Raw genomic sequence first — 23,302 nt, forward strand, 5'->3', positions numbered from 1 at the left:
CGACACCATGTCTCAAGAAGCAGCCGCTCAACCGACACAACCCGAAACCCTCGAATTCCAATCCGAGGCCCGCCAGCTGCTCCAGCTGATGATCCACTCGATCTACTCGAACAAGGACATCTTCCTCCGCGAGCTCATCTCCAACGCCTCCGACGCACTGGACAAGCTCCGCCTCGAGACCTACCGCGACAAGGACCTCGAAGCCGACACCGCCGACCTCCACATCGAGCTGACCCTCGACAAGGACGCCCGCACCCTCACCGTCCGCGACAACGGCATCGGCATGTCCAGCGACGACGTGGTGAACCTCATCGGCACCATCGCCAAGTCGGGCACCGCCGAGTTCCTCCGCAAGCTCAAGGAATCCCAGGACGCGGCGGGCTCGCAGGACCTCATCGGCCAGTTCGGCGTCGGCTTCTACTCCAGCTTCATGGTCGCCGACAAGGTCACGCTCACGACCCGCAAAGCCGGTACCACCGACGGCGTCCGCTGGGAATCCGAAGGCGAGGGCACCTACACGATCGAACCGGTCGCCGACGCCCCGCAGGGCACCGCGGTCACACTGCACCTCAAGCCGGCCGACGACGAGGATCACCTCTTCGACTACACGTCGGAGTGGAAGGTCCGCGAGATCGTCAAGCGCTACTCCGACTTCATCACCTGGCCCGTCCGGATGGCCAAGCAGCCCAGCCCCCTGGCCGCCGCCGAAGAAGCCACGGAAGAAGCCGCCGACGAAGACGCGAAAGAGCCTGCCGCGCCCGAGTTCGAGACCGTCAACTCCCGCAAGGCCCTCTGGGCCCGCCCCTCGTCGGAAGTCTCCGACGAGGAGTACCAGGAGTTCTACAAGCACATCAGCCACGACTGGAACAACGCCCTCGAAACCGTCCGCATGCAGGCGGAAGGCACGTTCGAGTACCAGGCACTGCTCTTCATCCCGGCGCAGGCGCCGATGGACCTGTTCATGCGGGACGCGAAGCGCGGTGTGCAGCTGTACGTGAAGCGCGTGTTCATCATGGACGACTGCGAAGCGCTGATGCCGAACTACCTGCGCTTCATCAAGGGTGTCGTCGACGCGCAGGACCTCTCGCTCAACGTCTCGCGCGAGATCCTGCAGCAGGACCGCCAGATCCGTGCGATCCGGCGGCGGCTGGAGAAGAAGATCCTCTCCACGATCAAGACGATGATGACCGAGGACGCCGAGAAGTACGCGACGTTCTGGCGCGAGTTCGGCCGCGCGGTGAAGGAGGGTCTGCTCGACGACCCGGAGAACCGCCCGGCCATCCTGGAGATCTCGTCGTTCGCGTCCACGAACCACGCGGAGAAGCCGACCTCGCTGCGTGACTACGTCTCGCGGATGAAGGAAGGCCAGGAGCACATCTACTACCTCACCGGTGAGTCGCGCACGGTGATCGAGAACTCGCCGCACCTGGAAGCGTTCCGCGCCAAGGGCTACGAGGTCCTCATCCTCACCGACCCGGTCGACGAGATGTGGGTCGACGGCGTGGGCGGGTTCGAGGAGAAGTCGTTCCAGTCCGTGGCCAAGGGCGAGGTCGACCTCGGCGGCGAGGAGACGTCCGACGAGCAGAAGGCCGAGTACGCGGACCTGCTCAAGTGGATGTCGGCGACGCTCACCGACAGCGTCAAGGAGGTTCGCCTGTCCTCGCGGCTGACCACCTCGCCGTCGTGCATCGTCGGCGACTCGGGTGACATGACGCCGACGCTGGAGAAGATGTACCGCGCGATGGGCCAGGAGATGCCGCAGATCAAGCGGGTCCTGGAGCTCAACCCGGACCACGCGCTGGTCTCCGGGCTGCGCAAGGCGTTCGCGGACAACCCGGCCGACGGTTCGCTGGCCGAGACGGCGGAGCTGCTGCACGGCATGGCGCTGCTGGCCGAGGGCGGCGAGCTGGCCGACCCGGGCCGGTTCCTGAAACTGGTCGCCGACCGGGCCGCGAAGGCTCTCTGACCACGAGTCCGTGAAGGGCGCCTGGTTCCCAGAAGGTGCCCTTCACGGCCGTTCAGGACTCCGAGGTCAGGGCCAGGTAGACGTCGACCTGCGCGACGAAGTCCGTGAGGTCCACGCCGAGCAGCTCGGCGGCGCGGCCGATGCGGTAGCGCAGGGTGTTCACGTGGATGTGCAGGGTTTTCGCCGCGCGCGTGGGGGAGCCGGAGCACTCCAGGAACACGCGCACGGTGCGCACGAGATCCGAATGCTGCTCGGCGTCGTAGTCGAGCAGTGGGCCGAGCAGGCGCCGGCGCAACGCGGCGCGCAGGTCGGTGGACGTGCCGGCGAGCAGCAGCTGGTGCACGCCGAGCGCGGCGGCGGGCACGACCACCACGTCACCTTGCCGGTCCGCGGCAAGGGAAAGCGCGTGCCGCGCCACTTCGAACGCACCGCGTGACTCCGCCGCGGGCACGGGATCGCTGACACCGGCGAGGATCCGCGTCGCCCGCAGCAGCGGTTCCACTGTGGACAGAGCGGTCACCGCGTCGCCGGCCCAGCCGGTGGGCCAGGAACCGTCGTCGGCGACGAGGGCGAGCGCCTCCGTGTGGTCGCGGCTGCCGGTCGGCGTGATCGCTTTCCCCGTGGTGGCCAGGAGTTCGGCGAGCACGTCGTCGGCTTCCGCGCTGTCTTCCGTGCGCAGCGCGACCGCGCGGACGTTGCCGCCGAGCGGCGCCGGCGACGGACGCGACCGCGCGCGAGCCAGCCCGACGAGCCCGGCCAGCTCCTCGGCGAGCTCCGTCTGCGCGGTGCTCAGCGGTCCGTCCACGGCGAGCAGCCACGGCACCGCGTGGCGGCTCTCCACCGGCAGCACGGTGAGGCCGCCCGCCGCCGTGGGCCGGGCGCGGGCGGCGGCGAACTGGCGCACGGGCTCGGCCGCCGACACCGGCAGCGGTGCCGTGCCGGCCACCACGCGGGGCACGCCCGAGAGGACCCAGCACGCCGTGCCGAGCTCCTCGGCCGCGCGGGCCAGCAGGTCTTCCAGCGGCGCGTCCTCCGCGGCGGCGGTGAGCAAGCGTTTGCGCGCCCCGTCGGCGGCGGCCGCGAGCGCCAGCACCACGCGTTCGGTGACCACGGCGAACGACAGGTCCGGCGGCACTTCCAGCAGCGGGACGCCGTGGCGCGCGCAGGTGTCGATGACGTCTTCCGGGATGCCGCCGGCGTCCGCGCCCGACGCGGCCAACGCGGCGGCGCCCCCGGCTGCCAGCGCGGCGACGAACGGCTCCGCGTCACCCGGCGTGCGCCACCACAGCAGCCCGGACAGCACGAGCTCGCCCGCCGTCAGGTAGCGGCCCGGGTCGGGCAGCTCGGTCACGTAGATCCGCGTGACGGCGCGGTCGAGCAGGTCCTCGGCGGTGCTCGGGTGCGGGCGCAGGCCGGGCAGGCCCAGCAGGGTTCTCACGGTCGTCATCAGGCTTGTAGGAAAGCACAAACGGGTGGTCTTCCGCTGGGGCGGCTTTCATGGCGGGGCACCGTTGCCGCGCGGGCAGGTTCGGCGTGTACTGGGACATCAGGCCGAGGGGAGGAGCTCGAGCGTGGATTTCCTGCGACCTGCCGATCTGGGCGAGGCGCTGGCCGTGAAGGCCGAACGCCCCGACGCGGTGCCGATCGCCGGCGGCACGGACGTGATGGTGGAGCTGAACTTCGACCACCGCCGCCCGGCCGCGCTGCTCGATCTCACCGGTGTCGCTGAGCTGGCCGAGTGGTCCACTTCGGACGGGACTCTTCCGGAAAGCACCGTCCGGCTCGGTGCGGCCGTGTCTTATTCGCGCGTGATCACCGAGCTGGGTGAACCTTTGCCCGCATTGGCGATGGCCTCGCGCACGGTCGGCTCGCCGCAGATCCGCAACCGCGGCACGGTCGGTGGCAACCTCGGCGCCGCGTCACCGGCCGGCGACACGCACCCGGTGCTGCTCGCGCTCGGCGCGCGCGTCGAGGTCGCGTCCGTCCGGGGGACGCGGGTGCTGCCGGCGGAGGAGTTCTACCTCGGCGTGAAGCGCAACGCGCTGGAGCCCGACGAGCTGATCACCGCCGTCCACCTGCCCGCGCACGCGGGTCCCCAGCAGTTCGCGAAGGTCGGCACGCGAAACGCGATGGTGATCGCCGTCTGTTCCTTCGCGGTGAACCTGCGGCCTGCGAAGCGGGAGGTCGGCGCCTCGGTCGGGTCCGCCGCACCCACCCCGCGCCGGGCCCGCGCGGCCGAGGAATTCCTGGCCGCGGAGCTGCCGTGGGACGCGCCCACGGCGTTGGCCGACTCCTTGAAACGACGCTTCGGCGAGCTCGTGGCCGAGGCCGCCGCACCGATCGACGACGTCCGCGGCAGCGCGGACTACCGCAGACACGCCCTGGCCGTGCTCGCTCGGCGCACGCTGACCTGGGCCTGGGACGAACACCGGGGGAGTGAGCGCACGTGCGCGTGAACGTGACCGTCAACGGCGAGGCCCGCGAGGCCGACGACGTGTGGGAAGGCGAGAGCCTGCTCTACGTGCTGCGCGAGCGGCTCGGCCTGCCGGGTTCGAAAAACGCCTGTGAACAGGGCGAATGCGGGTCCTGCACGGTGTACCTCGACGACGTGCCGGTGTGCTCGTGCCTCGTCGCGGCCGGTCAGGTCGAGGGCCGCTCGGTGCGCACCGTCGAAGGGCTGGCCGACGGCGACAAGCTGGACCCGGTGCAGCAGTCCTTCGTGGACAACGGCGCCGTGCAGTGCGGCTTCTGCACCCCCGGCCTCGTCGTCGCGGCCCACGACCTGCTCAACCGCGTGGCGCAGCCCAGCGACGAGGAGATCCGCGAGGCGCTGGCCGGGAACCTCTGCCGGTGCACGGGGTACGAGAAGATCCTCGACGCCGTGCGGGCCGCCGCTGTCGCGAAGAGCGGTGTCGCATGAGGACGGTCATCGAGAACGCCGCGATCGCCACCGTCAGCGGCCCCGAATACGACTCGGGCTACGTGCTCGTGGACAACGGCGTGATCGCCGAAGTCGGCGAAGGCACCTTCACCGGCGACGCCGAGGAGCACGTGGACGCGTCCGGCTGCCTCGTCACGCCGGGCCTGGTCAACACCCACCACCACCTCTACCAGTGGGCCACGCGCGGGATGGCCGCCGACCACACGCTGTTCGAGTGGCTCGTCGCGCTCTACCCCGTGTGGGGCCGGCTCGACGCGGACATCACGCACGCCGCGGGCACCGCCGGGATGGCGCGGCTCGCGCTCACCGGGTGCACGACCGTGGCCGACCACCACTACGTCTTCCCCCGCGACGGCGGCGATCAGGTCGAGGCGCTCGTCGCGGCCCGGCAGCGCGTCGGCCTGCGGCTGCACCTGGTTCGTGGCTCGATGGACCGCGGCGAGTCCGACGGTGGTCTGCCGCCGGACAACCTCGTGGAGGGCACCGACGCCGCACTGGTCGGCACGGAGGCGGTGATCGACCGGTTCCACGACTCGTCGCCCGACGCGCACCTGCGGATCGCGGTCGGCCCGTGCTCGCCGTTCTCCGTCACCGAACGGCTGATGACCGGTGCGGCCGACCTCGCGCGCCGCAAGGGCGTCCGGCTCCACACGCACCTCGCCGAGACGCTCGACGAGGAACGCCAGTGCCTGGCCGAGGTCGGCTGCACGCCCGCCGAGTACGCGGACAAGCTCGGCTGGCTGGCGAGCGACGTCTGGCTCGCGCACACCATCCACCTCTCGCCCGACGCGATCCGCCGCTTCGGCGCCACCGGCACGGGCTCGGCGCACTGCCCGACGTCCAACGGCCGCCTCGGCGCGGGCATCGCCCCCGTACGCGACCTGCTGGACGCCGGCGCGCCCGTGGGCCTCGGGGTCGACGGCGCCGCGTCCAACGAGTCCGGCGGGCTCGGCGAGGAGCTGCACCAGGCGTTGCTGCAGGCTCGCCAACGCGGCGGGCCGACCGCGCTGACCACCCGGGAAGCGTTGTGGCTCGGCACGATGGGCGGCGCTCGCTGCCTCGGCCGCGACGCCGAGCTGGGCTCGGTCGAGGCCGGCAAGCTCGGCGACCTCGCCGTGTGGGACCTGACGGGGCTCGAGTACGCGGGTATCACCGACCCGGTCGCCGCGCTCGTGCTGGGCGCGACCCCGCCGTTGGCGCGCCTGCTCGTGGGCGGCCGGACCGTCGTGGAGCACGGCACGCTGCGTGAGGAGGACGAGTCCGCGATCGCCCGCGACCTGGCCGCCGCGAGCGCCCGGCTGCGGGAGGACCGATGACGACGACCACCACCACGACTTCGTCAGCCACCGTCAACGGCGTCGGCGCCAACGCGCCGCGGCCCGACGGCACGGTGAAGGTGCGCGGCGAGTTCGCGTATTCCTCGGACCTGTGGCACGAGGACATGCTGTGGGGCGCGACCCTGCGCAGCCCCCACCCGTACGCGCGGATCACCGGGATCGACCTCACGGAAGCCCTTGCCGTGCAAGGGGTTTACGCGGTGCTGACCCACGAGGACGTGCCCGGCGTCAACCGCTACGGGCTGGAGCACGCCGACCAGCCGGTGCTCGCCGACGAGGTCGTGCGCTACGAGGGCGAGCCCGTGGCGCTCGTGGCCGCCGACCACCCGGAGACGGCGCGGCGGGCGATGAAGCGGATCAAGGTGACGTATGAGGAGCTGACGCCCGTCACCAGTTCCGAGGCGGCGGTGAACGGCGAGGGTCTTTCGCTGCACCCCGACGGCAACGTGGTGCGCCACGTGCGGATCCGGCGTGGTTCCGAGGATGTCCGGGCCGACGTCGTGGTGTCCGGCGTGTACGAGGTCGGCATGCAGGACCAGGCCTTCCTCGGCCCGGAGTCGGGGCTCGCGGTGCCCGACACGGTCGGCGGCGTGGACCTGTACGTCGCGACGCAGTGGCTGCACGTGGACCAGCAGCAGATCGTCGCGGCGCTCGGGCTGCCGGTCGAGCAGGTGCGGCTGACGCTCGGCGGTGTCGGCGGCGCGTTCGGCGGCCGCGAGGACCTGTCGATGCAGGTGCACGCGTGCCTGCTCGCGCTGCACACCGGCAAGCCGGTGAAGATGGTCTACAACCGCGAGGAATCGTTCTACGGCCACGTGCACCGTCATCCGGCGAAGATGTACTACGAGCACGGCGCCACCTCCGACGGCCGGCTCGTGTACGTCCGCGCGCGCCTTTTCCTCGACGGCGGCGCGTACGCGTCGTCCACCGGCGCGGTGGTGGCCAACGCGGCGACGCTGGGCGTCGGACCGTACACAGTGGACAATGTGGCGGTCGACTGCTGGGGCGCCTACACGAACAACCCGCCGTGCGGCGCGATGCGGGGTTTCGGCGCGGTGCAGGCGGCGTTCGGGTACGAGTCGCAGATGGACAAGCTGGCCGCCGGGTGTGGCCTCGACCCGGTCGAGCTGCGCATCCGCAACGCGATGACCGAGGGCGCCGTGATGCCGACGGGCCAGGTCGTGGACTCGGCCGCGCCCGTCGCCGAGTTGCTGGAACGGCTGCGGGCCCGGCCGCTGCCCGCGTCGCGCTCGTTCGACCTGCGCCACCTGCCCGGCGGCGTCTCCAACACCACGCACGGCGAGGGCGTGGTGCGTGGCGTCGGGTATGCCGTGGGGATCAAGAACGTGTGTTTCTCCGAGGGCTTCGACGACTACTCCACCGCGCGCGTGCGCCTGGAGCTCGTCGGTGGCGAACCCGCGGCCACCGTGCACACCGCGGCGTGCGAGGTCGGGCAGGGGCTCGTGACGATCATGCAGCAGATCGTGCGCACCGAGCTCGGCGTGGAGCAGGTGACCGTGTTGCCCATGGACACCTCCATCGGCAACGGCGGGTCGACCTCGGCGTCCCGCCAGAGCTACGTGACCGGCGGCGCCGTGCAGGCCGCGTCCGCCGCCGTGCGCGCCCGCGTCCTGGCCTCCGCCGGCCTGCCTTCCGGCACCCGCGTGGCCGGCGGCAAGCTCGTCGCCACCGACGGCGTGGTGCTGGCGGATCTCGCCGCCGTGCTGGGCACCTCGGCGTTCGACGAAACGGTCGAATGGCGCCACCGCCCCACGTATCCACTCGACCCGGTCACCGGCCAGGGGACCGCCCACGTGCAGTACGGCTTCGCCGCCCACCGCGCCGTCGTCGACGTGGACGTGGAGCTGGGCCTGGTGAAGGTCGTCGCCCTCGACTGCGCCCAGGACGTCGGCCGCGCGCTGAACCCGCAGGCCGTCCTCGGCCAGATCCAGGGCGGCTCCGCCCAGGGCCTCGGCCTCGCCGTCATGGAGGAAATCCAGGTCGACGGCGGCCGCGTCCGCAACCCCTCCTTCACCGACTACCTCATCCCCACCGTCCTCGACATGCCCCCGATGTCCATCGACGTCCTCGAACGCCCCGACCCCCACGCCCCCTACGGCCTCCGCGGCGTCGGCGAACCCCCCACCATCTCCTCCACCCCGGCCATCGTCTCCGCCATCCGCGCCGCGACGGGTCTGGCACTGACCCGGGTGCCGGTCCGCCCGGAACACCTGACGGGGACGTAGGGCCCGGCGAATTCGCTGGTGGCGCACTGACGGGCGGTCGCACACCTTGGACCCTGGGCCCGTGCGACCATCGCCGCGGGACCACCGGCGGCGCGGACCCACGTCGAAATGCAGCGCCGTTGGGGTGGGCACGCTTCGCGGGCCTTCCTCGGCGCCCGCCGCGGCCGTGGTCGCCGGTTTCGACCCTGAGAAAGCGGTCCGTGTCGTGGTGTCCGGTTGGTGAATGGCGGGCTGGCGGACGCCACGGCACCGTGGTTGAGTCGACGCGGAACGTCCCATGTGGATCAGACGGGGAGCGCACATGCCGGACCGCGGACACGACCGCCTTTTCGACCCGCTCACCACAAAAGGCACGGCCTTCACCCACGACGAGCGGCGGGAGCTCGGCCTGCTGGGGCTGTTGCCCAACGCCGAGAAGACGATCGGCGAGCAGGTGGCGCACACCTACGCCGAGTTCGCGCGTCAGCCGGCGGACCTGGCCAAGCACGTGTTCCTGCGCGGCCTCCAGGACCGCAATGAAACGTTGTTCTACCGGCTGCTGGCCGAGCACCTCGAGGAGACGCTCCCGATCGTCTACACGCCCACCGTCGGCGAGGCGTGCCAGCGGTTCAGCGAGATCTACCGGCGCCCGCGCGGGCTGTATGTGGCCTACCCCGACCGCGAGCATCTCAGGGAGGTGCTCAGGAACCGGCCGCGGCGGGAGGTTGACGTCATCGTGGTCACCGACGGCCAGCGCATCCTCGGGCTGGGCGACCAGGGCATCGGCGGCATGGGCATCCCCATCGGGAAGTTGTCGCTGTACACGCTGATCGGCGGCATCGACCCCGCGCGCACGTTGCCGATCTTGCTCGACGTGGGCACCGACAACGTCGAGCGCCTCGAGGACCCGCAGTACCTCGGCTGGCGCCACCGGCGCATCGGCGACGACGAGTACTACGCGTTCGTGGACGACTTCGTCACGGCGGTGCGCGAAGAGCTGCCCGAGGTGCTGCTGCAGTGGGAGGACTTCGCCACCGCGCACGCCGAGCCGATCCTCGACCGCTACCGCGACCGCCTGCTGACCTTCAACGACGACATCCAGGGCACGGCCGCCGTCGCGGTCGGCGCGCTGCACGGCGCGGCGAAGGTGGCCGGGCGGCCGCTTTCCCAGCAGCAGGTGGTGATGCTCGGCGCGGGCTCGGCCGGCATCGGCGTGCTGGAGATGATCCGCCAGGAGATGGTCGCCCAGGGCCTGTCCGACGCCGAGGCGGCCGGGCGCATCTGGGTCGTCGACATCGCGGGCCTGCTCACCGACGACCGCACCGACCTGTCGGAAAGCCAGCGCCGCTTCGCCCAGCCGGCCGCCAAAACCCAGGGCTGGACCGGCACCGGGCTGGCCGACGTCGTGCACAACGTCGACGTCGGCGTGCTGCTCGGCCTCTCGACGGCGGCGGGCGCGTTCACCGAGGAAATCGTGCGTGAGCTGGCCGCCAAGACCGACCGGCCGATCATCTTCCCGCTCTCCAACCCCACCAGCCGCGCCGAGGCGCATCCACGTGAGCTGGACTTCTGGACCGGCGGCCGCGCCCTCGTCGCCACCGGCTCGCCGTTCGGGCCGGTGGAGCGCGACGGCAAGCAGCACCGCGTCGCACAGTGCAACAACGTCTACATCTTCCCGGCCATCGGCCTGGCCGTCACCGCGTCCGGCGCGACCCGCGTGACCGACGCGATGATGCGCGTCGCCGCCAAGACGCTCGGCGAAGCGTCCCCCGCCCTCGCCGACCCGGACGAACCACTGCTGCCGTCCTGGGACGACGTGCCGGAAGTGGCCACGCGGATCGCCATCGCCGTCGCCGAGCAGGCGATCAAGGACGGCGTCGCCCCGGAAAACGACCACCTCGCCGAAACGGTCCGCCAAGCCCGCTGGACGCCCGACTACCGCTAGCGCTTCTTCCCGTCGTGGTCCAGTTCTGCCAGCAGACGCCGGGCCACGTCCACCACCGCCGCGCCTGCCACCGCCATGGGCTCCGGCGAACGCATCGAGCGCGCCAGTACGAACGCGCCCTCCAGGCTGGTGATGAGTGCGATCGTCAGCACCCGCGCTTGCTCGGCCGGCAGGCCGAAGGCGGCGAACTTCTCCGTGCCCGCGTCGATCCACGCCGTGAAGACGTCGGCCGTCGCCTGGCGCAGGGGTTCGCTCGTCGTCGCGACTTCCAGGGCCACCGTGGCGATCGGGCAGCCCTCGACGTAGTCGGTGTCCAGCAGCGTCGTCACGCCGGCGGCGAAGAACGCCTCGATGCCGCTCACGACATCGGGCGCCGGGGCGATGAAGAGGTCGTACAGCTGCGCGTACTCCATGCCCGACGTGCGGATGACCTCTTCGGCGAGCTGTTCCTTGCCACCGGGGAAGAAGTGGTAGAGCGAGCCGAAGGGCGCGCCGGCCTTCTCGACGATCTGCTTCACGCCCGTGCCGGTGTAGCCGCCGCGGCGGAAGAGCTCCGCGCCCGCGGCCAGGATGCGGTCCTTCGTGCCTGTCACGGCACCGAGGATAGCTCCGGGGCGGTAGAGCGTTCTATCAACCGCTCGCCGAACACCAGGTTCAGCACCACGGCCGTGAGACAGCCCGCGCTGATGCCGGAGTTCAGCACCACCTGCAGCGCCGCCGGGAAGCCCGAGTAGAAACCCGGCACCGCGATGGGAATCAGGCCCACGCCCAGCGACGCGGCGACGATCGCGACGTTGCCGGGATGCTCGAACGACGCCTTCGCCAGCGTCCGCACACCGCTCACCGCGACGCTGCCGAACAGCACCAGCCCGGCCCCGCCGAGCACCGGTTGCGGCACGAGCGCGACGATCCCGCCGGTCACCGGGAGCGCGCCGAGCACCACCAGCACCACGCCACTGGCCGCGACCACGTACCGGCTGACCATCCGCGTCAGCGACACGAGCCCGATGTTCTGCGCGAACGCCGTGCACGCGAACCCGCCGAACACCGTGCTCACGGCGGTGGCCAGCCCGTCGGCGCGCAGTCCGTCGGCCAGCGTCCGGCTCGTGGTCGGCCGCCCGACGATCTCGCCGAGCGCCAGCAGGTCGGCCGTGCTCTCGGCCATCACCACGAGCATCACGATGAGCATCGACACGATCGCCGCGATGTCGAACACCGGCGCGCCGAAGTGAAACGGCGTGGCGATGCCGAACACCGGCGCCTGCTTCAAAGTCGACGTGTCGACTTCACCCAGTGGCCACGCCACCAGCGTCCCGGCGACCAGGCCCAGCAACAGTGCGATCCGGCTCCAGAAACCCTTGAGGAACCGCGTGAACACCAGCACCGCGACCAGGGTGACGCCCGCCAGCAGCAGCCCGCTCGGCCGCGCGGCCGGCTGCTGCGCGGAAATCCACTGCACGGCCACCGGCAGCAGCGAGACGCCGATGAGCGTGATCACGGTCCCCGTCACGACCGGCGGGAAGAACCGGGTGAGCTTCGAGAAGAACGGCGCGGCCAGCACCACGAACACGCCGCCGACGAGCGTCGCGCCGTAGACGACACCCAGCGCGTTGCCGGCGTGCTGCTGAGCGATCGACAGGATCGGCGCGACGGACGCGAACGTGACGCCGTTGACCAGCGGCAGCCGCGCGCCGAAGCGCCACACGCCGAGCGTCTGCAACAGGGTGGCGAGGCCGGCGGTGAAGAGGGACGCGCTGATGAGCAGGCTCAGCTGCCTGGGCGAGAGCCCGACGGCCGCGCCGATCACCAGCGGTGGAGCCACCACGCCGGCGTACATCGCCGCGACATGCTGGATTCCGCCGAGCACGAGCTGTGGCCACTTCGGGCGCACATCGACGGGATGACGGGAAGGTCGTTCTGACATGTGCTCTCCCGGTGGGATTCGGGGCTAGAGCACGGCGTCGGTCCAGGCCGGGCCGGGCTCCTCGGCTTCGTCGCGGACCGCGGTGCCTTCGATGAGGCCATACGGGCGGTCGGCGGCGTAGAACACCTCGTTGTGGTTCTCGAGGCCGAAGGGGCTCAGATCGACGAGGAAGTGGTGCTTGTTCGGCAGGGAAAGCCGGACCTCGGCGACCTCGGGCCGTGCGAGCAGCACGGCCTCGCCCATCGTGTACAGGGTCTGCTGCAACGACAGGCTGTGTTTCGTGGCGAACGCCTGCAGCAGCGTCCGCCGGATCTCCTGGTGGTTCTTGGCCCAGTCGACATCGAATGGGTCGCCGTCGTAGCGCCAGCGCGCGGTGACGGCGGTGGCGAGGATGCGGTCGTCGGTCTCGGCGAGCGTCGTGTACGCGTCGCGCGGGAAGCTGTGGAACTCCGAGCCGCCCGACTTGAGCACGGTCAGACCGTCCACACCGGACACCACCCACGCGCGGTCGGCGTGCACGGTCACGGTGGTCGTGCGGCTTTCGCCCCCAGAACGGCTGAACGCGTGGTCGTGCGGTTGGCCGTCGACGGGGATGCGTTCCCAGGCGTGCTCGGCGACGGTGATGCGCGCGCCGGTGATCGCTTCCTGCGTGGCGACGAAATGGCGGCCCAGGCGCAGCGCGAAGTCCTCGATCTCGCCGACGTCCTGCTGCTTCGCGAACGCGTAGACGGTGTTCTTCTGCGCGTCGGTGGTCAGTACAGCGCTGTTGTCGCCGGTCAGGTGCGTGGCCGCGAGGTCGCCGCGCAGGGCCGTGGACACGGTGAGGTCGCGCAGGTGGTGCACCGGACCGTCGCGGCGGACGGTGACCAGGCGGACCTCCGCCTTGCCGTACTGGTTGGGGCCCAAGGAGATTCCCACGGTCAGCTCCCGCGATAGGTCGAGTAGGCGAACGGGCTCAGCAGCACCGGCACGTGGTGGTGCGAGGTGCCGTCGGTGATGCGGAACGCGATGGTGACGTCGGGGAAGAACGCTTCGGGCCCGAGGTAGGCGCCGGTGTCGAAGATCAGCCGGTAGACGCCGGGTTCGAGGGTGTCGGGGCCGAGGTCGCGCACGCGTCCGTCGTCGTCGGTGACGCCCTCGGCGAGCGGTGTGCCGTCGCCGCGTTCGAACCGCACGGCGATGCCGGCGGCCGGTTTGCCGGCGGCCGTGTCCAGCACGTGCGTGGTCACCAAGCTCATGCGTTTATCGCTTTCCGCAGGCGCAGCGCGGCGATCTTCGCCAGCTCCGCGCCCGCCACGTCGAGTTCGGTCTCGGGGTCGTTGCCCAGCCGCGACCGCAGGTTCGCGAGCAGTTCCGCGCCACCGCGGCCGCCGGCGCACACGAGGAACACGTGGCCGAAACGGGCTTCGTACTCGGCGTTGGCGGCGGCGAACTCGTCGGCGTTGTCCACACCGGACTGCTCCGAGCGCGACCACTCGGCGTCGGCGCCCTTGCTCGTCGGCTTCTCCCCGATCCGCGGGTGGGCGGCGATGGCGGCGCTCACCTCGTCGCGGTGCAGGGGAGTGGCTTTTTCAGCGGTGGTCAGGAGCGCGGCGAAGTCCGCGTACGGCCGGCCGGCGAGCACCGCGTCGACCCAGCGCGGCACGGCCAGGCAGGCCGTGAGGGCGGGCCGCACGTCGGCGGCGTCGGCGGTGTTGAACTCGGCGAGTGCGAGTGGCACGGGATCTCCTCGCTGCGGGGGAGCTGGTGCCTGCCGACGGTACGGTGCCCTCGCGCCGCCGTCAACATTTTGTTGAACCCGCTGGTCAGTCCACTTCCCGGTTGAGGTAGTTGTAGACCGTGAAGCGCGTGACGCCCAGCGCCTCGGCCACCGCGGAGACCGATTTCCGCAGGCTGAAGGCGCCGCGTTCGCGCAGCAGCCGGACCGCCCGCTGCTTGTCCGGGCGGTCGAGGTCGCCGAGCTTTGCGCCCAGTTCGCGCTCGACGTCGGCGATGAGCCGGGCCAGCGCGGTGTTGAGCTCGACGGGCGGGGTCGGCGCCGGTTCGTCGGTGCGCCGGAGCTGGACCGTGACGCGGGTGGCGCCGCCTTCGAGCGCGGCCCGTGCGATGGCCGGCAACGCGTTCATCAGCTGGTCGGCCGGGCCGCGCGCGAGTGTGCCGAGTGGACCGAAGTCGGTGTCGAGCCCGGCGTCGCGGGCCGCGTCGCGAGCGCGCACGGCGTGCTCCGGCGGGGCGCCCTCGCCCTGGAAGGGTTCGCTGGTGAACTCGGCTTCTAGCTCCACCCGGTGACCGTAACGTGGAGAGCGAGGCGTTGACGAGGCGAGAGCGTCGTGGTTAATCTCGGTTGGCGAAAGATACTTTCCGTACTGTGAAACAACCTGCCGGTATCGCCGACGGGAGAAGGAGTGTGCCCGCAGATGGATCTCGTGGTGCGCGCCGCACGTGCGGTGACGGCGGCCGGTGAAGGTCCCGCGACGCTGGGGGTCGACGGCGGCCGGATTGTCGCGCTGGAGCAGGGAATCGTGGACCTGTCCGCCGACCGGGTGGTCGAGCTCGCGGCCGACGAGGTGCTGCTGCCGGGGCTCGTGGACACCCACGTGCACGTGAACGACCCCGGCCGCGCCGAGTGGGAGGGCTTCGAGACCGCGACGCGCGCGGCCGCCGCCGGCGGGGTCACGACGATCGTCGACATGCCGCTCAACAGCCTGCCGCCGACGGTCGACGTCGCCGCGCTGGAGGTGAAGCGCAAGGCGGCTTCGGGACGCACGCACGTGGACGTCGGGTTCTGGGGCGGCGCGATTCCCGGCAACACCGGCGATCTGCGTCCGCTGTACGACGCGGGCGTGTTCGGGTTCAAGTGCTTCCTGCTGCACTCCGGCGTCGACGAGTTCCCGCCGCTCGACGCCGCGGGCCTGGAGGCCGCGCTGCGCGAACTCGCGAGTTTCGACGCGCTGATGATCGTGCACGCGGAGGACTCCGACGCCATCGACGCCGCACCGGATCCGCACGGTGAGAAGTACACCGATTTCCTCGGCTCTCGCCCGCGTGGCGCCGAGAACCTGGCCATCACCCACGTGATCGAGGCGGCCCGGCGCACCGGCGCCCGCGCGCACGTGCTGCACCTGTCCTCTTCGGACGCTCTGCCGCTGATCGCGAGCGCGCGCCGCGAGGGCGTGGCGCTGTCGGTGGAGACGTGCCCGCACTACCTGAGTTTCGTTGCGGAGGAGATCCGCGACGGCGCCACGCAGTTCAAGTGCTGCCCGCCGATCCGCGAGGCGGCCAACCGGGAACTGCTGTGGCAAGGCCTCGCCGACGGTGTGATCGACACGATCGTGAGCGACCACTCGCCGTGCACACCGGAATTGAAACGGTTCGACACCGGCGATTTCGGCCTCGCGTGGGGCGGGATCTCCAGCCTGCAGCTGGGGCTGCCCGCGGTGTGGACGCAGGCGCGCCAACGCGGCTTCGGCCTCGCCGACGTGGTGCGGTGGATGGCCGAACGCCCGGCGGCGCAGGTCGGGATGACGCGCAAGGGCCACCTCGCCGTGGGCTACGACGCCGACTTCTCGGTGTTCGCGCCGGACGAGGCGTTTGTCGTCGACGTGGCCGCGCTGAAGCATCGCAACCCGGTGAGCGCGTACGACCAGCGGCCGCTGGCCGGCGTGGTGCGCGGTACGTGGCTGCGGGGTTCGCCGGTGACCGGCGACGAGCCGCGGGGAGAGCTGTTGACAAGGGGGAACTGTTAGAGATGGAGGACCACGTGTCGCACGACCGTCCCGAGTGGACAGCCCAGCCGGACCTCGCTTCCCGCACGTTCGGGGGCACGGTGATGTGGGCGAGCGACGAGCTGTTCGCCGAGAAGGAGAACCTCGTCAACCCGTGGCGCCCCGCGCACCGGGCCGAGACGTTCGGGCCGAAGGGTCAGGTCTACGACGGCTGGGAGACGCGCCGGCACCGCGAACCGGGTGACGACCAGGCCGTGCTGCGCCTCGGCGCCGCCGGGGTGGTGTCGGGCGTGGTGGTGGACACGGCGTTCTTCAAGGGCAACTACCCGCCGTTCGTTTCGGTGGAAGCGGTGTCGGTACCCGGCTACCCGAGTGCGGCGGAACTGTCCGAAATGGACTGGGAGGTGCTGGTCGACCACGAGCCCGTGGCCGGAGACTCGGAGAACTTCTTCAAGGTCTCGTCGGCCCGGCGGTTCACCCACGTCCGCCTTACGCAGCACCCGGACGGCGGCGTGGCCCGCCTGCGCGTGCACGGCTCGCCGGTGCCCGACCCCGCGCTGCTGGACCCGCGCTCGCTCGACCTCGCCGCGCTGGCCAACGGCGGCGTCGTCACGGGCTGCAGCAACATGTTCTACTCGTCGCCCAACAACCTGTTCTCGCCCGGGCTCGCCGCGCACCAGGCCGAGGGCTGGGAAACCGCGCGCCGCCGCGACGACGGCAACGACTGGGTGACCGTGCGCCTCGCCGGCGCCGGCATCGTGCGCTTCGCCGAGGTCGACACGAGCAACCTCAAGGGCAACGCGCCGGGCTGGGCCGCGCTGTCGGGCCGCCTCGACGACGGTGACTGGGTTCCGCTGCTTCCCCGCACCCGTCTGCAGCCGGACACCCGCCACCGCTTCGCCCTCGAAGACGGCCCGCAGATCACCGAGGCCCGCCTCGACATCTACCCGGACGGCGGCCTCGCCCGCCTGCGTCTCTACGGCGAGCTCACCAAACGCGGGCGTGAAGCCGTCACCACGCGCTTCACCGAAACGACGGCCTGAGGTGCGCTAGGAGTTCGCGCCGGGCCGGTTGAGGTAGATCGAGGCACAGGACAGCAACGTGCCGACGGCGAAGATCGCCCCGAGCCACCACGGTGCACCGGTCACGACGGCCCAGATGAATCCCGCCGCCATCAACACGGCGGCCAGGGCGTTACGCATCTGCAGCGGGGTCGGTTTGGCCATACCGCCACTTTCTCACGGGCCTGACCAGCACCTCGCGGCAGGACCGGCCATGATCGGCCGGCTTCGCGGAATGTGGCGATCCGGCTGCACACCGCGACGGGTGCGCGGGCGGCGATCGGGTTGCCCCGAGCGCGGCTGTTCTATAAGTTGTAGAACAGACCGATGAGCCTCCCGAGCATGGCCAACGCCGTGCGCGCCCTCCTGGAGCACCGATGATCCTCGACGTCGACCTCACCAGCGAGGTGCCGATCTACCAGCAGATCCACGACCGCGTCGTCGAGGCGATCGCGGCCGGGGACCTCGCCGACGGGGACGCGTTGCCCTCGACGCGCCAGCTCGCCGTGGACCTCGGCATCAATTTCCACACCGTGAACAAGGCCTACGACCAGCTGCGGCGTGAGGGGCTGCTGCTGATCACCCGGAAAAGCGGCGCGGTGGTGCAGCGGGCCTCGACCGCGGGTTTCGCGGCCGACTGGCAGGCGCGGCTGAAGACGTTGCTGGCCGAGGCGGTCGCCCACGGGCTGGGCGAGCGAGAGGTCCTCGGCCACTGCGAGGCGACGCTGCGGGCGTTCGAGGAGGTGCGCGCGTGATCGGGGTGATCGTCCTGCGAGACCTGCTCGCGCCGATGCTGTTGCTGGCCAGTGCGTGGGTGATGCCGTCGGTGGCGAAGCCGACGGTGCCGTTCGGCGTCCGCGTGCCGCCCGAACGCGTCCGCGACCCGCTGATCGCCGAGCAGCGGCGGATCTACCGGTGGTGGGTGGGCGTGGCCGGGAGCGCGCTGGTGGTCGCCGGGCTCATCGTGGGCGTGGTCGTGCAGCAGGTCCTCGTGCCGGTGCTCGTCGTCGTGGCGCTGCTGGGGGTCGTCGCGCCGGCGTACGTGCGGGCGCGCGCAGTGATCCGCTCGGCCAAGCGGCGCGAGGACTGGTACCAGGGCCTGCGCCAGACGGTCACCGCCGACACCTCCCGCGTCACGCGCCCACCGTTCCCGTGGCTGTGGGCGGTGCCGGCGCTGCTCGTGCTCGCCGCGGCAGTCGCGCTCGGCGTGGTGCGCTACCCGGACCTGCCCGCGACGCTGGCGCTGCACTACACCGCGTCCGGCACCCCGGACCGTACGGCCGCGAAGTCGGTGGGCAGCGCGTTCGGCCTGGTGTTCGTGCAGGCCGGGCTGACGGTGCTGTTCTGCGTGCTGGCTACGTCGCCCCGCGGTTCCGGCCCGACCTCGACCCGGCGCGTCCGAAGGCCAGCGCCGGTCAGTACCGGCGCTTCGCCGCGACCCTGCCGCGCCTGCTGCTGCTCTTCGGCGCCTGCGTCAACCTGACGATCGCCCTGGCCGCGGAGCAGATCTGGTCGGCCCCGGCGTCGATCTCGGTCGCGCCGATCATCCTGCCGACCTTGGTGGGCGTCGCGGGACTGCTGGTCTTCGCCGTCCGCTACGGCCAGGGTGGCAGCCGCCTGGAGACCGCCGACGAACCGCCCCGCGACGCCGTCGAACGCGACGACGACCGCTTCTGGAAAGGCGGCCTGCTCTACGTCAACCGCGCCGACCACGCGGTCTTCGTGCCGAAACGCTTCGGGATCGGCTGGACGCTCAACTTCGGCAATCCCGTGGCGATCAGCGGGTTCGTGGTGCTGATCGCCGCCGTGATCACCGTGCCGCTCGTGGTCCGTTAAGGAGCCGACTGGCGCCGCGAGCTGATCACGCCCGTGTTGAAGCCCGCCAGGTGCAGGCCGCCGGCGAAGCGCGCGTGCTCGATCTTCACGCAGCGGTTCATCACCACGTCGAGCCCGGCTTCACGGCCGCGGTCGGCCACCTGCTCGTGCCACAGGCCCAGCTGCAGCCACAACGTGCGCGCGCCCGCGGCGATGACCTCCTCGGCCACCTGCGGCAGGTCGTCGTGCTTGCGGAACACGCTCACCAGGTCGATCTCACCCGGCACGTCGGCCAGCGTCGGGTACACGGGCTTGCCGAGCAGGGTGTCGAGGCGCGGGTTCACGAAGTTGATCTCGTACCGCGTCGACGACGTCAGGTACGTCGCCACGAAGTAGCTCGGCCGCGCCGGGTTGGCCGACGCGCCGATCACCGTCACCGACCGCGTGCGGCCGAGGATGCGCCGCCGCTCGACGGCCGAAACGTCGTAGTTCACTGCCGTGGTCACGCAGCCACCGCCTTGTCGAGAGCCTGATCGAGGTCCCACAGGATGTCCTCGACGTCTTCGAGCCCCACCGAAAGCCGGATCAGGTCCGGGCCGACGCCCGCGGCCGCCAGCTGCTCGTCCGACAGCTGCGCGTGCGTGGTCGACGCCGGGTGGATCACCAGCGTGCGGGCGTCGCCGACGTTCGCCAGGTGCGACAGCAGCTCCACCGACTCCACGAACTTCTCGCCCGAGGCCCGGCCGCCCTTGACCCCGAACGAGAACACCGCGCCCGGCCCGGCCGGCAGGTACTTGCGCGCCAGCTCGTGGTCGGCGTGGTCCGGCAGCCCGGCGTAGGAAACCCAGGCCACGCGCGGGTCGGCGTTCAGGTACTCCGCCACGGCCTTCGCGTTGGCCACGTGCGCGTCCATCCGCTGCGGCAGCGTCTCCACACCCTGCAGCAGCAGGAACGCCGAGTGCGGCGAGAGCACCGCGCCGATGTCGCGCAGCTGCTCGGCGCGCAGGCGCGTGCAGAACGCGTACTCGCCGAAGTTCTCCCAGTACTTCAGGCCGCCGTACGAGTCGACGGTCTCGGTCATGCGCGGGAACTTGCCGTTGCCCCAGTCGAAGCGGCCCGACTCCACGACCACGCCGCCGAGCGTGGTGCCGTGGCCGCCGAGGAACTTCGTGGCCGAGTGCAGCACGATGTCCGCGCCGTGCTCGATCGGGCGGCACAGGTACGGCGTGGCGAGCGTCGCGTCGACGACCAGCGGGATGTCGTGCGAGTGCGCGAGGTCCGCGAGCCCGGCCAGGTCGGCGATGCCGCCCGACGGGTTGCCGATCACCTCGGTGTAGATCAGCCGCGTCTTGTCGGTGACGGCCTTCGCGTAGTCCTCGATGCCGCCGTTGACGAACGTCGTCTCGACCCCGAAGCGCTTGAGCGTGCCGGTGAGCTGCGTGACGGTGCCGCCGTAGAGGCCGCTCGCTGACACGATGTGCTCACCCGCCTCGGCCAGCGCGGAGAAGGTCAGGAACTCCGCGGCCTGGCCGCTGGCCGTCGCCACGCCGCCGATGGCGCCCTCGAGGCTCGCGAGGCGCTCCTCGAACGCGGCCACGGTCGGGTTGCCGATGCGGCTGTAGATGTTCCCGTACTTCTGCAGCGCGAAGAGGTTGGCGGCGTCGGCCGCGTCCTCGAACACGAAGCTGGTGGTCTGGTAGATCGGCACGGCGCGTGCGCCGGTGGCGGGGTCGGGCGTGCCACCCGCGTGCAGGGCGCGGGTGCGGAAGCCCCAGGTGCGTTCACTCATCAACCGTCACGCTACTCAGCGCGGCCGCCACGGGCCATCCTTCCCGAACCATGATCGTCACACCCACTTCAGAAGGTCCGCGGTGGGCGCCTCGGCAGGCTTTCTCGTGCCTTGGTCGGACGCCCGGTCGTCCTTCCTGGTGATTCCGGACGGCGACGGACCGCCTACCGGCAAGCCGGGCAACCGCTGTCCGCGGGCGGCGGACTCGCCCGGCGGGCAGCCGAGCGTCACCGAGGACTGCCTGTACCTCAACGTCACCACGCCCGCGAAGTCCGGCCCCTCGCGTCCGGTGATGGTGTGGCTGCACGGCGGCGACGGCATCGGTGCGGGCGCCGACTACGACCCCACACGGCTGGTCGACCAGGGCAACGTCACGGTGTTCGGCGAGCCGTCGGGGGCGTTCGCGACCTGCGCGCTGCTGTCCGCGCCGCAGGCCAACGGGCTGGTCGAGCGCGCGATCATGGAAAGCAGCTCGTGCTCGGCGTACTTCGCGAAGAACGCGCTGGCCCCGGGGCTGGGCCGCCACACGCTCTTCACGCCGCTGCAGGGCGCCCAGGCCGCCGGCACCGCCGCGGCCGCGAAGATCGCCGCCGCCTACCCCGCGCGGGGTACCGGGCCCTTCGCCGCGTCGCTGTCCTGGGCCGCCGCCACCACGGACGACGGCTGGGACTGTCCGACCGCGGCCGACGCCCAGGCCCTCGCCTCGGCCGGGCGCCCGGTGTACACGTACTTCTTCGCCGACGAGAACGCGCCGCCGATCCCGGGCTACGCCGTGCCGCAGGGCTTCCCGCTCGGCGCGGCCCACGGCCTGGAGATGGGCTACCTGTCCTGGGAAGCCAACGGCAACGCGGCCCAGCAGCGGCTGTCCCGCAAGATGATCGGGTACTGGACGAACTTCGCCCGCACGGGCGACCCCACCGGCGCGGGCCTGCCTACCTGGCCGAAGTTCTCGGAAGGCGCCCGCGTCCAGCGGTTCGCCCCGGACCGGGTCGGGCCGATCGACCCGCAGGCGCAGTCGAAGTGCTCGCTGTGGCGCCAGCTCGGCGTCTGAGTTCCTAGCCGCCGAGGGCCGCGCGCAGTCGTGCGTCGCGCTCCTCAGGCGTCTGCCGTGGGCAGCTGACGCACTTCGGGTTGCCCACTTCGTAGATCAGGCAGCACGACGCTCGCTTCACGGCCTGCGTGCGGCCGACCGTGACGTACCTCGGCGCGGGCAGGCCGAGGCCGGTGGACGCCACGACGTCGGCCGCGAGGTGCGGCGCCGAAGCCCACAGCAGGCGGTTGGCGATCGAGTCCGTCGCGATGGCGCCCAGCGCTCGTGGCCGGGCGCCGGTGACTTCGGCGATGGTGGTGATGGCCGTGCTCAGCGCCGCGCCGAGTGCCGGGCCGAGCGGGCCGCTCAGCGCTCGCGTCGAGCGGGAGCCGAGGAACCGCCCGTCGGGCACGATGTCGAGCTCGACGGCGTCCAGCGACGGGTCCAGCACCTCACCGCCGGCGGCGAGCGACTCCATGGTCGGCGCGACGAGCACGGACGACAGCGAGTACCACCAGATCGTGCCGATCACCTCCGGCGCCGCGCAGCCGTAGAGCTTCGCGGCGCCGCCGATACGGGCGCGCACCCACGTCGCGTCGGCCAGCAGCGTGGCGGGCGTCACGGCTGCCGCCGCCACACGCTCACCCCCACCGCGAGCGTCACGTCCCGGCCTTCTGCGGCGAGCAGGCGCTCCCGACGCCCGTCTCGGTCGAGGTGGAAACCGGCGGGACCCATGGCGACCACGTCGTGCACCTGGCGCGCGGTGAACGGCGCCGTGTGCACCACGTCCACTCGCGACACCCGCGTGAACCGGTCGCCCAGCGCCGTTTCGAGCCGCTGCTCCTTGTGCTCGTCCACGGACAGCACGAGGTCGCCCAGCTCGGCGAGGTGCCCGGGCAGCGGCGCGGCCACCACGAGCACGCCGCCGGGCTCGAGCACCCGGTGGAACTCGGCGGGATTGCGCGGGGAGAACACGTCGAGCACCACGGAAGCCACACCGTCGACAACGGGCCACGGCTCCCACAGGTTCCACACCACGGCGCCCAGCCGCTCGTGCGCGCGGGCGGCCCGGCGCAGCGCGACGGCGGAGACGTCCAACGCGAGTCCGGTCGCCTCGGGCGCGGCGTCGAGCACGCGCGCGAGGTAGTAACCGGGGCCGGCGCCGGCGTCGATCACGAGGCCCGTGGCGGCCGGCGCGGCGACGCGCGCGAGCTCGTCGGCGAGGGGTGCGTACGCGCCGGAATTCAGGAGCGCCGAACGCGCCTCGACCATCGGCACGGTGTCGGCGGTTCCGGCGGGGATGCGTGCGTGCAACAGGTTGACGTAACCCTGGCGGGCCAAGTCGAAAGAGTGACCGTCTTCGCAACGCACCGTGCGGCCCGTTAGCCCGACCGGGGCAAGGCACACCGAACACCGGAGGGCGTCCACGACCCGTCGTGGCAGTGGGTCATTTCCGGGTCCGGCCGAGGTCATGCGGCTATTCGACCATGACGTTTCGCAATCGGACACCCCACCCCGCGTGGCGGGAAACCTTCCCGTAACAA

The 23,302-nt window shown here is 71.4% G+C and carries 24 protein-coding genes; 12 read left to right on the forward strand and 12 right to left on the reverse strand.

Going from position 1 to position 23,302, the window contains the following annotated elements:
- Positions 1–7: 7 nt before the first annotated feature.
- Positions 8–1,966: a molecular chaperone HtpG gene (gene htpG / locus AB0878_RS17190; protein WP_366580845.1), complete on the forward strand. Its 1,959-nt coding sequence runs from the start codon at positions 8–10 to the stop codon at positions 1,964–1,966.
- 52 nt (positions 1,967–2,018) lie between these two features.
- Here htpG and AB0878_RS17195 read toward each other — a convergent pair whose 3' ends face one another.
- Positions 2,019–3,413 carry a PucR family transcriptional regulator ligand-binding domain-containing protein gene (locus tag AB0878_RS17195; protein ID WP_366580847.1) on the reverse strand — a complete coding sequence of 465 codons (1,395 nt, stop codon included), beginning with the start codon at positions 3,411–3,413 and terminating at the stop codon, positions 2,019–2,021.
- A 124-nt stretch (positions 3,414–3,537) separates the two neighbouring features.
- Here AB0878_RS17195 and AB0878_RS17200 point away from each other — a divergent pair, with 124 nt between their 5' ends.
- The 5 genes from AB0878_RS17200 to AB0878_RS17220 all read left to right on the forward strand — a co-directional run bounded on the left by AB0878_RS17200 (position 3,538) and on the right by AB0878_RS17220 (position 10,414).
- Positions 3,538–4,422: a xanthine dehydrogenase family protein subunit M gene (locus tag AB0878_RS17200; RefSeq protein WP_366580849.1), complete on the forward strand. Its 885-nt coding sequence runs from the start codon at positions 3,538–3,540 to the stop codon at positions 4,420–4,422.
- Positions 4,413–4,886 carry a (2Fe-2S)-binding protein gene (locus tag AB0878_RS17205; RefSeq protein WP_366580851.1) on the forward strand — a complete coding sequence of 158 codons (474 nt, stop codon included), beginning with the start codon at positions 4,413–4,415 and terminating at the stop codon, positions 4,884–4,886. The genes AB0878_RS17200 and AB0878_RS17205 overlap by 10 nt, the downstream gene beginning before the upstream one ends.
- A complete protein-coding gene (locus AB0878_RS17210) occupies positions 4,883–6,223 on the forward strand; it encodes an 8-oxoguanine deaminase (RefSeq protein WP_366580853.1) in 1,341 nt (446 codons plus the stop codon). Before AB0878_RS17205 ends, AB0878_RS17210 begins: the two co-directional genes overlap by 4 nt.
- Positions 6,220–8,490 (forward strand): xanthine dehydrogenase subunit D, encoded by a 2,271-nt coding sequence (gene pucD / locus AB0878_RS17215; protein WP_366580855.1) that lies wholly within the window; start codon positions 6,220–6,222, stop codon positions 8,488–8,490. The genes AB0878_RS17210 and pucD overlap by 4 nt, the downstream gene beginning before the upstream one ends.
- A gap of 301 nt (positions 8,491–8,791) precedes the next feature.
- On the forward strand, positions 8,792–10,414 hold the full coding sequence (locus tag AB0878_RS17220; RefSeq protein WP_366580857.1) for an NAD-dependent malic enzyme: 1,623 nt from the start codon (positions 8,792–8,794) through the stop codon (positions 10,412–10,414).
- Here the strand turns inward: AB0878_RS17220 and AB0878_RS17225 are convergent.
- From AB0878_RS17225 to AB0878_RS17250, 6 genes are all read right to left on the reverse strand, one after another.
- Entirely contained in the window at positions 10,411–11,007 is a 597-nt protein-coding gene (locus AB0878_RS17225; protein WP_366580859.1) for a TetR/AcrR family transcriptional regulator, read from the reverse strand. The genes AB0878_RS17220 and AB0878_RS17225 overlap by 4 nt on opposite strands.
- Positions 11,004–12,338, reverse strand: a complete 1,335-nt coding sequence (locus tag AB0878_RS17230) for a nucleobase:cation symporter-2 family protein (protein WP_366580861.1) — start codon at positions 12,336–12,338, stop codon at positions 11,004–11,006. Before AB0878_RS17230 ends, AB0878_RS17225 begins: the two co-directional genes overlap by 4 nt.
- A gap of 24 nt (positions 12,339–12,362) precedes the next feature.
- Complete coding sequence (gene pucL, locus AB0878_RS17235) at positions 12,363–13,256, reverse strand: factor-independent urate hydroxylase (protein ID WP_366580863.1); 894 nt, start codon at positions 13,254–13,256, stop codon at positions 12,363–12,365.
- A 2-nt stretch (positions 13,257–13,258) separates the two neighbouring features.
- Positions 13,259–13,576, reverse strand: coding sequence for a hydroxyisourate hydrolase (uraH, locus tag AB0878_RS17240; protein ID WP_366580865.1), 318 nt, complete (start codon positions 13,574–13,576; stop codon positions 13,259–13,261).
- On the reverse strand, positions 13,573–14,058 hold the full coding sequence (gene uraD / locus AB0878_RS17245) for a 2-oxo-4-hydroxy-4-carboxy-5-ureidoimidazoline decarboxylase (protein ID WP_366580867.1): 486 nt from the start codon (positions 14,056–14,058) through the stop codon (positions 13,573–13,575). The genes uraH and uraD overlap by 4 nt, the downstream gene beginning before the upstream one ends.
- Positions 14,059–14,143: 85 nt before the next feature.
- On the reverse strand, positions 14,144–14,620 hold the full coding sequence (locus AB0878_RS17250; RefSeq protein ID WP_366580869.1) for a helix-turn-helix domain-containing protein: 477 nt from the start codon (positions 14,618–14,620) through the stop codon (positions 14,144–14,146).
- Between the two features lie 135 nt (positions 14,621–14,755).
- Here AB0878_RS17250 and allB point away from each other — a divergent pair, with 135 nt between their 5' ends.
- A complete protein-coding gene (gene allB, locus AB0878_RS17255; RefSeq protein WP_366580871.1) occupies positions 14,756–16,084 on the forward strand; it encodes an allantoinase AllB in 1,329 nt (442 codons plus the stop codon).
- A gap of 2 nt (positions 16,085–16,086) precedes the next feature.
- Positions 16,087–17,106, forward strand: a complete 1,020-nt coding sequence (gene alc, locus AB0878_RS17260; protein WP_366580873.1) for an allantoicase — start codon at positions 16,087–16,089, stop codon at positions 17,104–17,106.
- Positions 17,107–17,112: 6 nt separating this feature from the next.
- Here alc and AB0878_RS17265 read toward each other — a convergent pair whose 3' ends face one another.
- Entirely contained in the window at positions 17,113–17,289 is a 177-nt protein-coding gene (locus tag AB0878_RS17265) for a hypothetical protein (RefSeq protein WP_366580875.1), read from the reverse strand.
- Between the two features lie 212 nt (positions 17,290–17,501).
- Here AB0878_RS17265 and AB0878_RS17270 point away from each other — a divergent pair, with 212 nt between their 5' ends.
- The 3 genes from AB0878_RS17270 to AB0878_RS17280 all read left to right on the forward strand — a co-directional run bounded on the left by AB0878_RS17270 (position 17,502) and on the right by AB0878_RS17280 (position 18,960).
- Positions 17,502–17,879: a GntR family transcriptional regulator gene (locus AB0878_RS17270; protein ID WP_366580876.1), complete on the forward strand. Its 378-nt coding sequence runs from the start codon at positions 17,502–17,504 to the stop codon at positions 17,877–17,879.
- A complete protein-coding gene (locus tag AB0878_RS17275) occupies positions 17,876–18,607 on the forward strand; it encodes a DUF1648 domain-containing protein (protein WP_366580878.1) in 732 nt (243 codons plus the stop codon). The genes AB0878_RS17270 and AB0878_RS17275 overlap by 4 nt, the downstream gene beginning before the upstream one ends.
- 77 nt (positions 18,608–18,684) lie before the next feature.
- Positions 18,685–18,960: a DUF5808 domain-containing protein gene (locus AB0878_RS17280; protein WP_366581114.1), complete on the forward strand. Its 276-nt coding sequence runs from the start codon at positions 18,685–18,687 to the stop codon at positions 18,958–18,960.
- Here AB0878_RS17280 and AB0878_RS17285 read toward each other — a convergent pair.
- Positions 18,957–19,433, reverse strand: coding sequence for a CoA-binding protein (locus AB0878_RS17285; RefSeq protein ID WP_366581116.1), 477 nt, complete (start codon positions 19,431–19,433; stop codon positions 18,957–18,959). The two genes, AB0878_RS17280 and AB0878_RS17285, sit on opposite strands and share 4 nt — an antisense overlap.
- Positions 19,434–19,441: 8 nt before the next feature.
- Positions 19,442–20,728, reverse strand: a complete 1,287-nt coding sequence (locus AB0878_RS17290; RefSeq protein WP_366580881.1) for an O-acetylhomoserine aminocarboxypropyltransferase/cysteine synthase family protein — start codon at positions 20,726–20,728, stop codon at positions 19,442–19,444.
- Between the two features lie 106 nt (positions 20,729–20,834).
- On the opposite strand from AB0878_RS17290, the gene AB0878_RS17295 reads away from it, so the two are divergent.
- A complete protein-coding gene (locus AB0878_RS17295; protein WP_366580883.1) occupies positions 20,835–21,779 on the forward strand; it encodes a carboxylesterase family protein in 945 nt (314 codons plus the stop codon).
- A gap of 4 nt (positions 21,780–21,783) precedes the next feature.
- Here the strand turns inward: AB0878_RS17295 and AB0878_RS17300 are convergent, their stop codons facing one another.
- Together AB0878_RS17300 and AB0878_RS17305 are read right to left on the reverse strand one after the other, a co-directional pair.
- Entirely contained in the window at positions 21,784–22,395 is a 612-nt protein-coding gene (locus tag AB0878_RS17300) for a (2Fe-2S)-binding protein (protein WP_366580885.1), read from the reverse strand.
- The gene (locus AB0878_RS17305) at positions 22,377–23,231 is read right to left on the reverse strand and encodes a putative RNA methyltransferase (protein WP_366580887.1); all 855 of its coding nucleotides are present in this window, start codon (positions 23,229–23,231) and stop codon (positions 22,377–22,379) included. The genes AB0878_RS17300 and AB0878_RS17305 overlap by 19 nt, the downstream gene beginning before the upstream one ends.
- Positions 23,232–23,302: the final 71 nt, after the last annotated feature.

It is taken from the genome of Amycolatopsis sp. NPDC047767 (genome assembly GCF_040704195.1).
In the GTDB taxonomy this organism is placed as follows: domain Bacteria; phylum Actinomycetota; class Actinomycetes; order Mycobacteriales; family Pseudonocardiaceae; genus Amycolatopsis.

Excerpts from the sequence above, each read along its gene's own strand:
- htpG (WP_366580845.1), top strand. The coding sequence starts at position 8 with ATGTCTCAAGAAGCAGCCGCTCAACCGACACAACCCGAAACCCTCGAA.
- AB0878_RS17195 (WP_366580847.1), bottom strand. The coding sequence starts at position 3,413 with ATGACGACCGTGAGAACCCTGCTGGGCCTGCCCGGCCTGCGCCCGCAC.
- AB0878_RS17210 (WP_366580853.1), top strand. The coding sequence starts at position 4,883 with ATGAGGACGGTCATCGAGAACGCCGCGATCGCCACCGTCAGCGGCCCC.
- pucD (WP_366580855.1), top strand. The coding sequence starts at position 6,220 with ATGACGACGACCACCACCACGACTTCGTCAGCCACCGTCAACGGCGTC.
- AB0878_RS17220 (WP_366580857.1), top strand. The coding sequence starts at position 8,792 with ATGCCGGACCGCGGACACGACCGCCTTTTCGACCCGCTCACCACAAAA.
- AB0878_RS17230 (WP_366580861.1), bottom strand. The coding sequence starts at position 12,338 with ATGTCAGAACGACCTTCCCGTCATCCCGTCGATGTGCGCCCGAAGTGG.
- uraH (WP_366580865.1), bottom strand. The coding sequence starts at position 13,576 with ATGAGCTTGGTGACCACGCACGTGCTGGACACGGCCGCCGGCAAACCG.
- allB (WP_366580871.1), top strand. The coding sequence starts at position 14,756 with ATGGATCTCGTGGTGCGCGCCGCACGTGCGGTGACGGCGGCCGGTGAA.
- alc (WP_366580873.1), top strand. The coding sequence starts at position 16,087 with ATGGAGGACCACGTGTCGCACGACCGTCCCGAGTGGACAGCCCAGCCG.
- AB0878_RS17265 (WP_366580875.1), bottom strand. The coding sequence starts at position 17,289 with ATGGCCAAACCGACCCCGCTGCAGATGCGTAACGCCCTGGCCGCCGTG.
- AB0878_RS17270 (WP_366580876.1), top strand. The coding sequence starts at position 17,502 with ATGATCCTCGACGTCGACCTCACCAGCGAGGTGCCGATCTACCAGCAG.
- AB0878_RS17290 (WP_366580881.1), bottom strand. The coding sequence starts at position 20,728 with ATGAGTGAACGCACCTGGGGCTTCCGCACCCGCGCCCTGCACGCGGGT.
- AB0878_RS17305 (WP_366580887.1), bottom strand. The coding sequence starts at position 23,231 with ATGACCTCGGCCGGACCCGGAAATGACCCACTGCCACGACGGGTCGTG.